At 46.7% G+C, this 14,419-nt stretch carries 8 protein-coding genes; all 8 read left to right on the plus strand.

Annotated elements, in window-relative coordinates:
- Positions 1 to 37 precede the first annotated feature (37 nt).
- The 8 genes from B5D42_RS03765 (at position 38) to B5D42_RS03800 (ending at position 14,408) form a co-directional block, all read left to right on the plus strand.
- Complete coding sequence (locus B5D42_RS03765; protein WP_078830115.1) at positions 38 to 2,497, plus strand: glycoside hydrolase family 2 TIM barrel-domain containing protein; 2,460 nt, start codon at positions 38 to 40, stop codon at positions 2,495 to 2,497.
- A gap of 3 nt (positions 2,498 to 2,500) precedes the next feature.
- Complete coding sequence (locus B5D42_RS03770; RefSeq protein ID WP_078830116.1) at positions 2,501 to 5,062, plus strand: glycoside hydrolase family 95 protein; 2,562 nt, start codon at positions 2,501 to 2,503, stop codon at positions 5,060 to 5,062.
- A gap of 4 nt (positions 5,063 to 5,066) precedes the next feature.
- Positions 5,067 to 7,211, plus strand: a complete 2,145-nt coding sequence (locus tag B5D42_RS03775) for a glycoside hydrolase family 31 protein (RefSeq protein ID WP_078830483.1) — start codon at positions 5,067 to 5,069, stop codon at positions 7,209 to 7,211.
- 9 nt (positions 7,212 to 7,220) lie between these two features.
- Positions 7,221 to 8,384, plus strand: a complete 1,164-nt coding sequence (locus tag B5D42_RS03780) for an alginate lyase family protein (RefSeq protein ID WP_078830117.1) — start codon at positions 7,221 to 7,223, stop codon at positions 8,382 to 8,384.
- Positions 8,385 to 8,421: 37 nt separating this feature from the next.
- Positions 8,422 to 10,299, plus strand: a complete 1,878-nt coding sequence (locus tag B5D42_RS03785; RefSeq protein WP_078830118.1) for an alpha-L-fucosidase — start codon at positions 8,422 to 8,424, stop codon at positions 10,297 to 10,299.
- A gap of 10 nt (positions 10,300 to 10,309) precedes the next feature.
- Positions 10,310 to 11,506, plus strand: coding sequence for a glycoside hydrolase family 88 protein (locus tag B5D42_RS03790; protein WP_078830484.1), 1,197 nt, complete (start codon positions 10,310 to 10,312; stop codon positions 11,504 to 11,506).
- 31 nt (positions 11,507 to 11,537) lie between these two features.
- On the plus strand, positions 11,538 to 12,842 hold the full coding sequence (locus B5D42_RS03795) for a polysaccharide lyase 6 family protein (RefSeq protein WP_217698782.1): 1,305 nt from the start codon (positions 11,538 to 11,540) through the stop codon (positions 12,840 to 12,842).
- 141 nt (positions 12,843 to 12,983) lie between these two features.
- Positions 12,984 to 14,408, plus strand: coding sequence for an alpha-L-fucosidase (locus tag B5D42_RS03800; RefSeq protein ID WP_078830120.1), 1,425 nt, complete (start codon positions 12,984 to 12,986; stop codon positions 14,406 to 14,408).
- The last annotated feature ends 11 nt before the right edge of the window (positions 14,409 to 14,419 follow it).

Below are 14,419 nucleotides of genomic sequence, written 5' to 3' on the forward strand. Positions count from 1 at the left end.
ATGCTATATTGCTGCAATAATCCTTCATTTTTTTTCAATGGTGATCAGAAAGATTTTTACGGCATTATTCCTGCTGGGATTCACAGTGCAGGCAGTGGCACAACAGAAGATAAGGCTCAGTAATAACTGGGAATTCCTGAAACAGGATCTCGGTGGTATCTGGGAAGCGGTAAGACCGGTTGGGAAAGGTAATCCTGAAAGTGTGCCCCTTTGGCAAACGGTCACACTGCCCCATTGTGTGAACGCGCAAGATGCTGTTGATCCTGATGTGAATTATTACCAGGGGCCGTCCTGGTACCGCGCGCAGCTTGACATCAGTAATCCTTATGCAGGCGGAAGAACACTACTTCATTTTGAAGGTGCCGGACAGAAATCAGATGTATATGTGTATACCACGAAGGTGGGGTCGCATACAGGTGGCTATGATGAATGGACAGTGGATATCACAGATGCTGTAGAGGCTTTCCGCAAAACAGATGTGTATCAGAAACAGTTTAAAGGAAAGATTCCGGTTTCCATCCGTACGGATAATAGCCGCGATCTTGAACTGATCCCTTCTGATCTTTCAGATTTTAATCTTTACGGTGGTATTTACCGTTATCTCAATCTTGTTTATACTCCTCAGTTGTCGGTACAGCAATTGTTTGCAAAAGCAGAAGTAAATGCAGCGAACAAAAACGGAACTGTACAGATCAGCGCAGACCTGTATAATCCTTCGGGAAAAACAAATACAGCCGTAACGGTGCAGCTCGTGGATCCGAAAGGAAAAGAAGTAAACAGGTTCACCAAAAATATCAACCTTACAGGCGGGCGTACAGATCTGGGAACCATCCAGGTAACATCTCCCGCACTGTGGTCTACAGAAGATCCTTTACTGTATACGGTACGTGTAACGGTAGGAACCGGAACTGATCAGGCTGTACACACAGAAAAGATCGGTTTCCGCTATTTTGAATTTGTGAAGAAAGGGCCATTCATGCTGAATGGAAAAAGACTGTTGCTCAGGGGCACACACCGCCACGAAGATCATGCAGGTGTGGCACAGGCCATGACAGACCAGATGATGCGCGAAGAAATGGTGATGATGAAAGAAATGGGCGTCAATTTCATCAGGCTCGGTCATTACCAGCAATCACGCACCATACTGGAATTGTGCGATAGCCTTGGGATTGTTGTCTGGGAAGAAATTCCATGGTGCCGCGGCGGTCTGGGTGGCGATGTTTATAAAGAACAGGCGCGCAGGATGCTTACCAATATGATCAACCAGCATTACAATCACGCCTCGGTGATCATCTGGGGACTGGGTAATGAAAACGACTGGCCGGGAGATTTTCCTGAATTCGATCAGCAAAAGATCAGGGCGTTCATGAAAGAATTGAATGATCTTTCACATAAACTGGATCCAACGAGAAAAACAGCCATCAGACGCTGTGATTTCTGTAAAGATATTGTAGATGTATACTCGCCTTCAATCTGGGCAGGCTGGTATCGCGGCATCTACACCGAATACAAAGATGTAAGCAGGGCCGAGTTTGAAAAAGTAGATCATTTCCTGCATGTGGAATGGGGTGGGGACAGTCACGCAAGACGTCATTCCGAAAATCCAGATAAAGCCCTGCAGGGGATAACCGCGGCAAAAGCTGCCGATGAACGCGCAGGTGATGCTTCTCTTTTTGGCGGCGCGGCAAGGGTTTCCAAAGATGGTGACTGGAGTGAGAGCTATATCTGCAATCTTGTAGACTGGCATCTCAAAGAACAGGAGACCATGCCCTGGCTTACCGGAACAGCTCAATGGCCATTTAAAGATTTTTCAACACCGGTAAGACCTGATAATCCTGTCCCGTACATGAACCAGAAAGGTGTGGTGGAACGAGATCTGACCAAAAAAGAATCTTACTATGTATTCCAGTCGTACTGGACAAATACTCCGATGGTCCATATTTACGGCCATACTATGCCTGTTCGCTGGGGAGATGCTGATGAAGAGAAGATGGTCAAAGTATATTCAAACTGCGATGAAGCCGAACTCTTCCTGAACGGGAAAAGCATGGGTATTAAAAAAAGGAACAGCCAGGATTTCCCTGCTGCAGGACTTCGCTGGAATCTGAAATTCAATGCCGGCAATAATACTGTTCGTGTGGTGGCGCGTAAAGGAAAAGTTCAGGTGGAAGATAATGTCTCTTTCCGCTATCAGACAGAAAAATGGGCAGCGCCTGCAAAACTGGTACTGGAAAAGCTTTCTGAACAGGATGGCATTGCAACCGTACAGGTAAAACTGTTCGATGCAAAAGGAATACAATGTCTCGATGCGGCCAATTTTGTTCGTTTCGGACTGGCCGGAGATGGTAAGCTGATCGACAACCAGGGAACATCTTCAGGCTCCAGGTATGTGCAGATGTACAATGGTACGGCAATCATAAAAGTGGAATTAAAAGGAGGCAAAAGCGTGGTAAGTGTTGCTGCGGATAAATTGCCGACTGCGTTCTTAAACCTGTAACACATGAAACGAATCCATATCCTGTTTACTGCATCGGTTCTTTTATGCAGTGTCGTCAACGCGCAGGTTCGCAAAACAGATCCTGATCTCAAGCTCTGGTATAACAAACCCGCATCAATCTGGGAAGAAGCGCTGCCGTTGGGTAATGCCAAAACGGGAGCCATGGTATTTGGCGGAACGGCAGAAGAACGATTTCAGCTCAATGATAACACACTGTGGTCTGGTGCCCCCAACCCTGGAAATGTAGCACATGGACCGGAAATATTACCGCTGGTCCGCGCGCAGATAGATCTTGGTAATTATGACAGCGCTGCTGTTCTCTGGAAAAAATTGCAGGGTCCTTATTCTGCACGTTACCTGCCGATGGGCGATCTGTGGTTAAGAACTGGCCATACAAATCCTGCTGGTTATTATCGTGGCCTGGATCTGAACACGGCTGTATCTACCGTTCGTTATACTCAGGACGGAATAACTTATACCAGGGAGACATTTATCAGTCACCCGGATAAGATCATGGTAATAAGACTCACCGCTGATAAAAAGAATGCAATCGGTTTCACAACTGCGCTGACCAGTAAATTAAGATACCATGTAAATACGCAGCCTGGAAATGAAATGGTGTTGTATGGTAAGGCGCCGAAACATGTTGCCAACAGGGATATAGAGCCGCAACAGGTTACTTATGATGAGAACCCGAAGGGCGAAGGAATGACATTCGAGGTTCATGTGAAGTTACAGGCAGAAGGTGGGAAAGTTGAAAAGCTAGATACTGCACTTTGTGTGAGTGGTGCCAATGCGGTTACGATTTATGTGTCCGGGGCTACAAGTTTTAATGGTTATAACAAGTCGCCCGGATTGGAAGGAAAAAATCCTGCCATTGAAGCGGCAGCTAATCTCCGCAACGCTGCGGCGAAAGGTTATGCGGCATTGAAGCAGGCGCATATTGCAGATTATGGCGCATTATTCAACCGTGTGGAACTGGACCTGGGTAAGGATGCTGCTGCGATGCAGAAAACGACAGATCAGCGTTTGCGTGATTTTGGAAAGAGCGGAACTGACCGTCAGTTACAGACGCTGTACTACCAGTTTGGACGTTATCTCCTGATCGCGAGTTCAAGGCCAGGATCAAGACCGGGAAATCTCCAGGGGATATGGAATGATCATGTGCAGCCGCCATGGGGAAGTAACTATACCACCAATATCAATACCGAGATGAATTACTGGCTGGCGGAGAACACGAATCTTTCGGAATGCCATCAGCCATTATTTGATTTCATGGAAGAGCTTGCAGTAAACGGTGCAATAACGGCTAAAACAAATTATGGAATTACAGAAGGCTGGACCGTGCATCATAACTCCGATCTCTGGGCAAAAACTTCACCTCCGGGTGGATATGAATGGGATCCCAAGGGCATGCCACGCTGGTCTGCCTGGCCCATGGCCGGCGCCTGGTTCAGCACACACTTGTGGGAGCATTACCTGTTCACAGGAGATAAAAAATTCCTCAAAGAAAAAGCATACCCGCTGATGCTTGGCGCAGCAAAATTCATGCGCCACTGGCTGATCACTGATAAAGAAAGCGGCTATCTGGTAACAAGTCCTTCAACTTCTCCCGAGAATACAGTTAAGATCAACAAGAAAGAATACCAGCTGAGCAAAGCATCGACGATGGATATGTCGATCATCCGTGAATTATATACTGCAGTGATCAAGGCGATGGATATATTACAGGTTGACAAGGAACTTCGCACGAAACTGGCTGCAGAAAAAGAGAAACTGTATCCTTATCATATCGGTCAGTACGGACAACTGCAGGAATGGTTCAAAGACTGGGATGATCCCAATGATAAACACAGGCATATATCACAGCTGTTTGGATTATACCCCGGAAGCCAGGTAACGACAACATTAACACCGGAATTGGCAGCAGCAGCTAAACAATCATTGATCCATCGCGGTGATGTGAGTACAGGATGGTCGATGGCCTGGAAGATCAACTGGTGGGCCAGGCTGCAGGACGGAGAACATGCATACAGGATACTGGGCGCAGCATTCAATTACATCGACCCGCGCGAAAAACGCGAAACAATGGGCGGTGGCGGAACTTACCCCAACCTGTTCGATGCGCATCCTCCCTTCCAGATCGACGGGAACTTTGGGGCTACAGCGGGTATTACAGAAATGCTGCTGCAAAGTCATGAAGGATTTTTGTCTTTACTGCCTGCACTGCCATCCGCCTGGAAAGATGGTCATGTAAAGGGGATCAAAGCACGCGGTAATTTCACTGTCTCTATAGAATGGAATGATCACAAGCTGAAAGAAGCTGCGGTTTATTCAGCCAATGGCGGCAACTGCCGCATCCGCGCTGCCATCCCGGTTCGTGTGGTGGAAGTAAAAGGAACTGAGGTAAAAGGTATCAATGATAATCCGCTGAATACGGTATACGGAGTGCCGCCATACCGCAAAAACGGAAATGCTGTTCTGCCTGAACTTTCACTTGCAAGAGGTTATGAACTTGATTTCAAAACAGAAAAGGGAAAATCATACAGGATCGTTCCATTATAATGTTATGAAGCTGATACGTATTATACCATGTTTTATTCTGTTTGTTGTTCTGTCCGGAGGGGCTGCTGCACAACAGCCTGCCTGGGAAGAAGTAGCTCCGGGTGTATGGAAAACAATTATAGGTAAGCCCGAAGCGTACGATCTGATTAAAGCTTCAGGAGCAACTCCCGATAAAGCTGCGTTGCAGAAAATGAGCAAAGGCAGTTTCCCGTTTGAGAAAGATTTCCGTGCCGGTAAACAAACCGACGGTAAAACAATGCTGCTGTTCCCGCTGCAGAAAGAAGAACAGTTGTATGGTTTCGGATTGAATTTTCAGACCGTTCACCAGCGCGGCAAGATCCTGCAATTGCATGTAGATCATTATGGCGGTAAGGACAACGGCCGCACGCATGCGCCAACGCCTTTTTATGTATCATCGGCAGGATATGGAGTGTTTGTCAATTCTGCAAGATATATCAACGTATATGCAGGAACAGCGGTACGTAAGGATAGCAAAAATCCACCTGTATCAAAAGACAGGAATACAGATAAAAGCTGGAGCTCAAGACCTTATTCGGATGGTGTGGAAATGCTGGTGCCGGCAACAGGTGTGGAGGTCTATGTATTTGCAGGGCCAACCATGCTGGATGCGGTTCGCAGGTTTAACCTGTTTAACGGAGGAGGTGTATTGCCACCACGCTGGGGACTGGGTTTTACACAACGCGTAAAATCATTATACACGGCAGACGAAGTAGAAAAAGAGGCAGAAGCATTTGCTGAAAAAGGATTTCCGCTCGATTATATCGGCCTGGAACCCGGCTGGCAGAGCAAGGCCTATCCCGGCACATTCACCTGGGATCCCCGACGCTACCCGAACCCTGAAAAATTTGTGCAATCGATGCTGGGCAAAGGGATCAGGTTGAACCTGTGGATCAATCCATACATATCGAAAGATGCATCTTTTTTTGAAGCGATTAAAAATTACACGGGCTCACATACCGTCTGGACGGGCGAAGTGCCAGACTTTACAATGCCGGAAGCACGTAAGATCTTTTTCGGGCAACTGCAGAAGAACCAGGTAAACATTGGTGTAAGCGGTTACAAGATAGATGAGGTAGACGGCTATGATCATTATCTCTGGCCCGATGTAGCTACATTCCCTTCGGGCAAAGCTGCAGAACAGATGCGGCAGACTTATGGCGTACTGGCACAACGTTACAGCGCGGAATTATTCAAACAACAGAACCGCCGCACTTACGGACTGGTTCGTGCTTCCAATGCCGGTGCGGTATCTTTTCCATATGTGCTCTATAACGATTATTACAATCACGAAGATTTCATAACTGCACTGATCAACAGTGGTACTGCGGGTGTATTATGGACACCGGAAGTACGTGCGTCTAAAACCGCAGAAGAATGGTTACGCCGTTTTCAGACTGTGATCTTTTCACCCATGGCAATGATCAATGCATGGTCGAGCGGAACAAAGCCATGGTCGTATCCCGAAGTGGCAGAACAGGTAAGGGAGCTGGCTTTATTGCGGATGCAGATGATGCCCTATTGGTATTCGGCGTTTGCACGTTATCATTTTGAAGGAATACCGCCGTTCAGAGGTATGGCCATGGAAGAAGGATTCAGGGCAGAAGCCAAAAAGGAAGCAGCCAATAGTAATCTCGAGGAGAACCCTTATGCAGAAGCTGTTTCCAAAGAGATCAAGGATCAGTATATGGCAGGCGACTGCTTGCTGGTAGCACCACTTTTCGCCGGCCAGAAAACCCGTAAGGTTGTTTTTCCCAAAGGCAAATGGTACGATTTCTATACAGGAGAGCTGGCGGGGGATGGTAATGTGATCACGGTAGAACCCGGATTGAACCGGATCCCTGTATACGTCAGAGATGGCGGAATTATACCATTCATGCCGCCATTGATGCACGCGCCTGCTGCGGGGCAAAAGATAGATATTGAGATCAGGCATTATGGCGAAAAGCCTGCTGTATATAAGTTATATGATGACGATGGTGAAACCTTCAATTATGAAAAAGGTGATTACATCTTCAGGGAAATCAGGGTGGAAGGAACAAAAGGCAGTTTCCGCGGCAGTGTCAGTGATGCTGTGCCGGGTAAACCCGATAATATAGGTCGTATAACCTGGAAATTCATGACCCGTTAAAATGAACATATGAAGCGACTGATGTTTTGTGTTTTACTGCTTAGCTCCGGAATACTGACAGCATATCGTCCAAAAGATATGCGGCTGGAGATCACGGAAACATTAAGGGCAGGTGTGTTGAAAGAAGCCGCCTGGGCCATGCAGCAACAGCCTGAAACTGTTACGGCCGCATCATCACCCAGGAGCGCCGGAGGTAAACATGATTTCTTTTCGGAAGGAGATTACTGGTGGCCCAATCCGGCAAGTGCAGATAGCCCATATATACAGAAAGACGGCATGACCAATCCCGACAATTTTGTGGCGCACCGTCATGCAATGATCCGGTTCAGCAGGATCATAGGCGCACTGGCATCTGCATATAAACTTACGGGAGACGAAAAATATGTTAAACAGGCGATGCTGCATTGTATGGCATGGTTTGTGAACGATGCAACAAAAATGAATCCTAACCTGTTGTATGCACAGGCAATCAAAGGCCGGTATACAGGCAGGGGAATCGGCATTATCGATACTATTCACCTGGTAGAAGTAGTGCAGGGACTGATGGTAATGCAGGATGCCCGTGCAATGGATCAAACAGCATTGCGGCAGGTGAAGCATTGGTTCGGGGAATACCTGCAATGGCTTACCACCCACAAGTACGGTAAAGATGAAATGAACGCCGAGAATAATCATGGTACCTGCTGGGTAATGCAGGTGGCAGCGTTTGCAAAATTTACCGGCGATATGGCTTTGCAGGATTTCTGCAGTAAACGTTACCGGGAAATCTTGTTGCCTAACCAGATGGACGCTGCCGGTGGTTTTCCAAGAGAGATCAAACGAACCAAACCGTATGGTTACTCATTATTCAACCTGGATGCGATGACAACTATTTGCAGATTGTTATCAGCCAAAGACAATAACCTCTGGGAGTTTACAACCGCTGATGGCAGGAACATCAAAAAAGGAATCACTTTTCTGTATCCCTATGTAGCGGATAAGAAGAGCTGGCCTTACCAGAAAGATGTGATGTATTGGGATGAATGGCCTGTTGCACAGCCGTTCCTTTTCATGGGCGCTCTTGCCTTCAGTGAAAATAAATGGCTGGATACCTGGAAGAAGCTGGAGCATGCACCTTCAGGCGAAGAAGTGATCCGCAACCTGCCGGTAAGACATCCATTAATCTGGCTATAGTTTAAACTTTATATTGATTGATCAATCTTATAAGATAATGAAGAACAGATATATCGGGTTATTTGCTGCAGCATTGTTATTGTCGTCGGGCATAGACGCGCAGGTGAAGGGCGATGAGGACAAGGACATGACCAACAAAACAAAGCAGCGCGATCAGCAGGCGATAGATAAGGCCATGAACGGCTGGTGGAAAGAATCCATGAAAACGCATGAACAGCGCATCCAGTGGTGGCGCGATGCAAAGTTCGGTATGTTCATACACTGGGGTGTTTATTCTTTACCCGGCGGCGAATGGAAGGGAAAGAAAGTAGGTGGTTATGCGGAACACCTGATGCGCAAAGAAAGAATCACAAGAGCAGAATACCTGGAACTGGCACACCAGTTCAATCCTGTACATTTTGATGCAGACAAATGGGTTCGTGATGCAAAAGCTGCGGGGATGAGTTATTTCATTATCACTGCCAAGCACCACGATGGATTTGCCATGTATGATACAAAGGTTTCAGAATTCGGCCTGCTGAAACAAACGCCTTTTAAAAGAGACCCGATGGCTGAACTTGCCGCGGCCTGCAAAAAATACGGACTCAAATTCGGGTTTTATTATTCACACGCGTTCGACTGGGAGCATCCGGATGCTCCTGGTAACGACTGGGAATACAAGAATCCCGGCGGCGATCAGAACTTATATGGGGGCCGCGACTGGTTTGATGTACATCCCGAACTCCTTCCAAAAGCGGTCAAATATGTAGACGAAAAAGCAATCCCGCAGATCAGGGAATTATTGCTACAATATCATCCGGATATTATCTGGTTTGATACACCGCATAAATTGCCACTCTCTGAAAATATCCGCATCCTGGAAGCCATCCGCGCTACTGATCCGAATGTAGTGGTGAATGGCAGACTGGTAAGAACTGCCGCAGCTAATTTCGGTGACTATAAAAATACCGGCGACAGACCCGCAGAATTTGCACCGGTAACCGGAGACTGGGAAGCGATCCCTACCACCAATGAAAGTTATGGTTATTCAAAATTTGACGACAGCCATAAACCTGCCTCTTTCTTCATCAGGTTATTAGCCAAAGCTGCTTCAAGAGATGGTAACCTGTTGCTGAATATCGGCCCGGAAGGTGATGGTTCGTTTGATCAGAAAGACCTGGATATCTTAAATGGAATTGGCGCATGGACAGATAAGAACAGGGAAAGTATTTTTAAAACACACCCTTCCGGTCTGCCATTACAAAGCTGGGGTGTGACAACAAAAAAAGACAATCGTATTTATCTGCATGTATTCGAATGGCCATCCAACGGGAAATTACTGGTGGGCGGATTGAGCAGTGTGGCCAAAGCATATCTGCTTACGGATGCAGATAAAAAGTCACTGCAGGTTCAGAAAAATACCGGCTACATCGAGCTGACTGTTCCGTTGAAAGCAGCAGATACAAGCAACACTGTGATCGTGATGGAACTGGATCCTAAAACAGGAACAACTGACAGCACGCGCTATATTACTTCCAATACAACAACAAGGCTTCTGGCTTTCGACGCCACGCTGAAGGGAAAAGGATTTTCTTTCGGGGATGGTAAGTCGGGAAGCTACTATGTAGAAGGCTGGAAAAATGCGGCGCAGACGATCAGCTGGACATTTAAATCCGTTGCGCCGGCCACTTATAAAGTGAATATCAGGTATGCTGTTTCAGCTGAATCTGCCGGAAGTTATGTATTGACACTCGGATCTTTTACTTTCAAAGACCAGGTAGAAGCATTAAACAAAGGAAGTAATACGATCCTGAAAGAAGCAGGCCAGGTTACATTGCCTGCAGGAACCCATACACTGACCATTACCCCCGAAGCTATCGGCGGTAAAGAACTGATGAAATTATTTGAGGTACAATTGGTGCCGGTAAAAAAATAAAATGAGGAAAATGAAATACAGACTGATGCTTACCAGCCTGCTTGTTGTAGCAGGATATTCGCTGAAAGCGCAAAAAATCAACCTGCCGGCTATATTCAGTGCTGCAGAAGCGCAGACAAAAGTGATGCTGCAGGAAATTCCGAAAGCGAATGCAGGCAAACCAGAACTCGTAACACCGAGAACGCTGGAGAACGGTCAGCTTAAAATGGTTGCGTCCAAAGACTGGACAAGTGGGTTCTTCCCGGGCGTATTATGGTTCCTGGAAGAATACACCGGTAAACCTGAATGGAAAAAGGAAGCGGAAGTATTTACTGCCAATATTGAAAAAGAGAAACTGAACGGCGGCACGCATGATATGGGGTTCAAGATCTATTGCAGTTTCGGAACGGGCTACAGACTTACAAAGGATCCGCATTATAAAGACGTAATTATACAGTCGGCGCGTACATTGTCCACACGGTTCAACAAAACCATCGGTATCATCCGTTCATGGGATCACAGCCGCGACAAATGGGGTTTCCCGGTGATCATCGATAACATGATGAATCTTGAACTGCTTTTCGCTGCAACAAAACTCACCGGCGACAGTTCTTTTTACCGCATCGCTGTTACACACGCAAACACGACGATGAAAAATCATTTCAGGCCTGATTACAGTTCTTATCATGTGGTGGATTATGATACACTTACAGGAAATGTGGTGAAGAAAACCACACACCAGGGCTATGCAAATGAGTCGGCATGGTCGCGCGGGCAGGCATGGGGCGTGTATGGTTACACAATGTGTTACAGGGAAACAAAGAACAGAGCATATTTGGCACAGGCAGAGCATATCGCAGATTATATCCTCGGTCATCCGAATATGCCGAAAGACCTGGTTCCATACTGGGATTTCAATGCGCCCAATATTCCCAATGAGCCAAGAGATGTGTCGGCTGCAGCCGTGATCGCATCGGGGCTGTATGAATTGAGCCTGTACAGCAGCAAAAGTAAAAAGTACCGTACCGCTGCAGATAAGATCCTGGAGAGCCTTTCTACACCGGCTTATACATCTCCGGTCGGTGCCAATAAGGGTTTTATCCTGATGCACAGCACAGGCTCCAAACCATCAAACAGTGAAGTGGATGTGCCGCTCAATTATGCAGACTATTACTATCTCGAAGCATTACTGCGCAGCAAGAAACTGAAAGAAAAAAAGTTGTGGTAAATAATTTCTGAATCATTTAAATACGATCGGTGTGAAAAGAATCCTGTTATTGATCTGTTCTGCAATATCATTTGCAGTAAATGCAACTGAATACAAGATCCACAGTGCTGTTGAATTGCAGGCTTTGAAACTTGCTCCCGGTGATAAGGTAGTTCTCGCAGACGGCCAGTGGAAAGATCAGCGTTTGGTCTTCTCAGGAAAAGGCACGGAAGCGGCACCGATTGTATTAACAACGGAAAAACCTGGCGTAACAAAACTTACCGGTACTTCCACATTACTTGTTGAAGGAACCTGGCTGGTAGTGGACGGCCTGTATTTTACAGATGGTCATTCGGAGAAAGAAGATGTGATCGTGCTTTCTGCAAAAACATCTTATTCAAGGGTTACGAACACTGCCATTGTTAATTATAACGCGCCGGATATCAAAAAAGACTACAAGTGGCTTTCGCTTTATGGTCATCATAACCGCGTGGATCATTGCTGGCTGGAAGGAAAATCACACCAGGGCACTACGCTGGTAGTTTGGCTTTCCGATCAGCCCAATTATCACCGTATCGATCATAATTATTTCGGTCAGCGTCCTGAACTTGGCGTCAATGGTGGTGAAACGATCAGGATCGGCACCAGCACCTGGTCCATGCACGATTCTTATACTATCGTCGAAAACAACATCTTCAACCGTTGCGACGGGGAAATTGAAGCCATCTCGAATAAGTCGTGCCGCAATATATTACGCAATAACCTTTTTTACGAGTGCAGTGCAACACTGACCCTCAGGCATGGCAACAACAATGAAGCATATGGGAATATCTTTATCGGAAATAACAAACCTAATACAGGCGGTATCCGCATCATAGGTGAAAACCAGCAGGTGCATGACAATTTTTTCCAGGAGTTGACGGGTACAGGGCTCAGCGCCGCTATTTCCATTATGGATGGATTGCCGAACCCCATACTAACCAGCCACTGGCAGGTGAAGAATGCGGTGATCAGCAAAAACACGATCGTTCATTGTAAAGAATCGCTGAGTATCGGTGCCGGTAAAAATGCAGACCGTTACCTGCCCGCGCTTAATACTGTTTTTAATAACAATACGATTATCACAGACAGGCAACCTGTAAACTGGGTTGATGAGAGCGTAGTGATGCAGTTCTCCGGCAATATCGCAGATGTGCCCGCAGGAACAAAGCTTCCCGAAGGGTTTGCTGTAAAAGCTACCGGAACTGCTAAAGACAAAGACGGCATCTGGCAGGTGCCAGGCGTAAAACCTGATCTTTTCTGGAAAAATACAAAAGTTGGTCCTGCCTGGACAAGCCCTGTTCTGGGAGCCAGGTAGTCCTCGTTATATCTTTTACAGCCTGCATATACATAAAGGGATAAAATTGCTGAACAACAGGTTAATTGTACTGCAACGCAGGCAAGGAATTCTTGCTTAGTTGCATCGTAGTCTTTGATTACCTAAACGATTCACGCATATATGAAAAAGTTATTCCTTCTGCTTGTAAGCTGCGCAATACTGCAGCAGGGCTTCAGTCAGCAACAGTCAAAAGACGAACGCATGAAATGGTGGCGTGAAGCCCGCTTCGGGATGTTCATTCACTGGGGTGTTTACGCACAGCTGGCTGGTGTATATAAAGACCATGAGCAACTGAGAGGTGGTGCAGAATGGATCATGAACCGTTCCAAGATACCGGTTGCAGAATACCGCGAATATGCCAAACAGTTCAACCCGGTAAAATTCAATGCCAATGACTGGGTAAAGATGGCGAAAGACGCAGGGATGAAATACATCGTCATCACAGCCAAGCACCACGATGGTTTTGCCATGTTCAAATCGGCAGCCAGCAGCTGGAACATTGTTGATGCCACACCTTATGGCAGAGATATCCTGAAAGAACTGGCCGCTGCCTGTAAAAAGCAGGGCATGAAACTGGGCTTTTATTATTCACAGGCGCAGGACTGGAACAATCCCGGGGGATCAGCGGCACGCAAAGTGATGAGCGAAGGTTGGCTGAATCCCGACAGCGCTCGCATAGATGCCTACACTAAAGAACATAATGGCCATTGGGATCCTGCACAGGAAACAGCAAGTTTTGCAGATTATATAGATAAGGTTTCCGTTCCGCAGGTGAAAGAGTTGCTTACCAATTATGGCGATGTGGCTGTTTTGTGGTGGGATACGCCTACGAACATGACTGACGATGCTGCGCTTAAATTACAAAACCTCCTGAAGCTGCAGCCACAGATCATTACCAACGACAGGCTGAAACGCCCCAACTTTCCCGGTGATACCAAAACCCCGGAACAGAAAATCCCTAACCTGAGTGAACTCGATGGCCTTGATTGGGAAACATGTATGACGATGAACGGAACCTGGGGCTTCAGAACATCAGACAATAAGTGGAAGAGCAAAGAGACCCTGATCAGGAATCTCTGCGATATCGCATCCAAAGGCGGGAATTACCTGCTGAACGTAGGTCCCAAACCTGATGGCGCATTCCCCCAGCAAAGTATTGAAAGCTTACAGGCCATCGGCAACTGGATGAAAGTGAACAGCGAAGCGATTTATGCAACAAAAGCAAGCCCGCTGCTGCCATTGGCCTGGGGACGGTGCACCATGAAAGAAAAACCAGGACAGACCACTTTATACCTTTCGGTATTTGACTGGCCAGCCGATGGTAAATTATTATTGCCAGGCGTAAAAAATACAGCGCAGCAGGCGAACCTTCTGGCCGGAAATGCAACGCTTAAAACAGAAAGTACAAAAGACGGCCTGATCATCACAGTACCGGCAACAGCACCGGATACGATCGCATCAGTTGTTAAACTTGTACTGAACGGCCAGGTTGAAAACCAGAATCCATGGGGTAAGGGGAAAATGAAAACAGGTGAAATAGACTAATGAGTATTTTC

Source organism: Sediminibacterium ginsengisoli, assembly GCF_900167075.1.
GTDB classification, from domain to species: domain Bacteria; phylum Bacteroidota; class Bacteroidia; order Chitinophagales; family Chitinophagaceae; genus Sediminibacterium; species Sediminibacterium ginsengisoli.

Coding starts and splice junctions, on each gene's coding strand:
- B5D42_RS03770 (WP_078830116.1), top strand. CDS start 2,501: ATGAAACGAATCCATATCCTGTTTACTGCATCGGTTCTTTTATGCAGT.
- B5D42_RS03765 (WP_078830115.1), top strand. CDS start 38: ATGGTGATCAGAAAGATTTTTACGGCATTATTCCTGCTGGGATTCACA.
- B5D42_RS03775 (WP_078830483.1), top strand. CDS start 5,067: ATGAAGCTGATACGTATTATACCATGTTTTATTCTGTTTGTTGTTCTG.
- B5D42_RS03790 (WP_078830484.1), top strand. CDS start 10,310: ATGAAATACAGACTGATGCTTACCAGCCTGCTTGTTGTAGCAGGATAT.
- B5D42_RS03780 (WP_078830117.1), top strand. CDS start 7,221: ATGAAGCGACTGATGTTTTGTGTTTTACTGCTTAGCTCCGGAATACTG.
- B5D42_RS03800 (WP_078830120.1), top strand. CDS start 12,984: ATGAAAAAGTTATTCCTTCTGCTTGTAAGCTGCGCAATACTGCAGCAG.
- B5D42_RS03785 (WP_078830118.1), top strand. CDS start 8,422: ATGAAGAACAGATATATCGGGTTATTTGCTGCAGCATTGTTATTGTCG.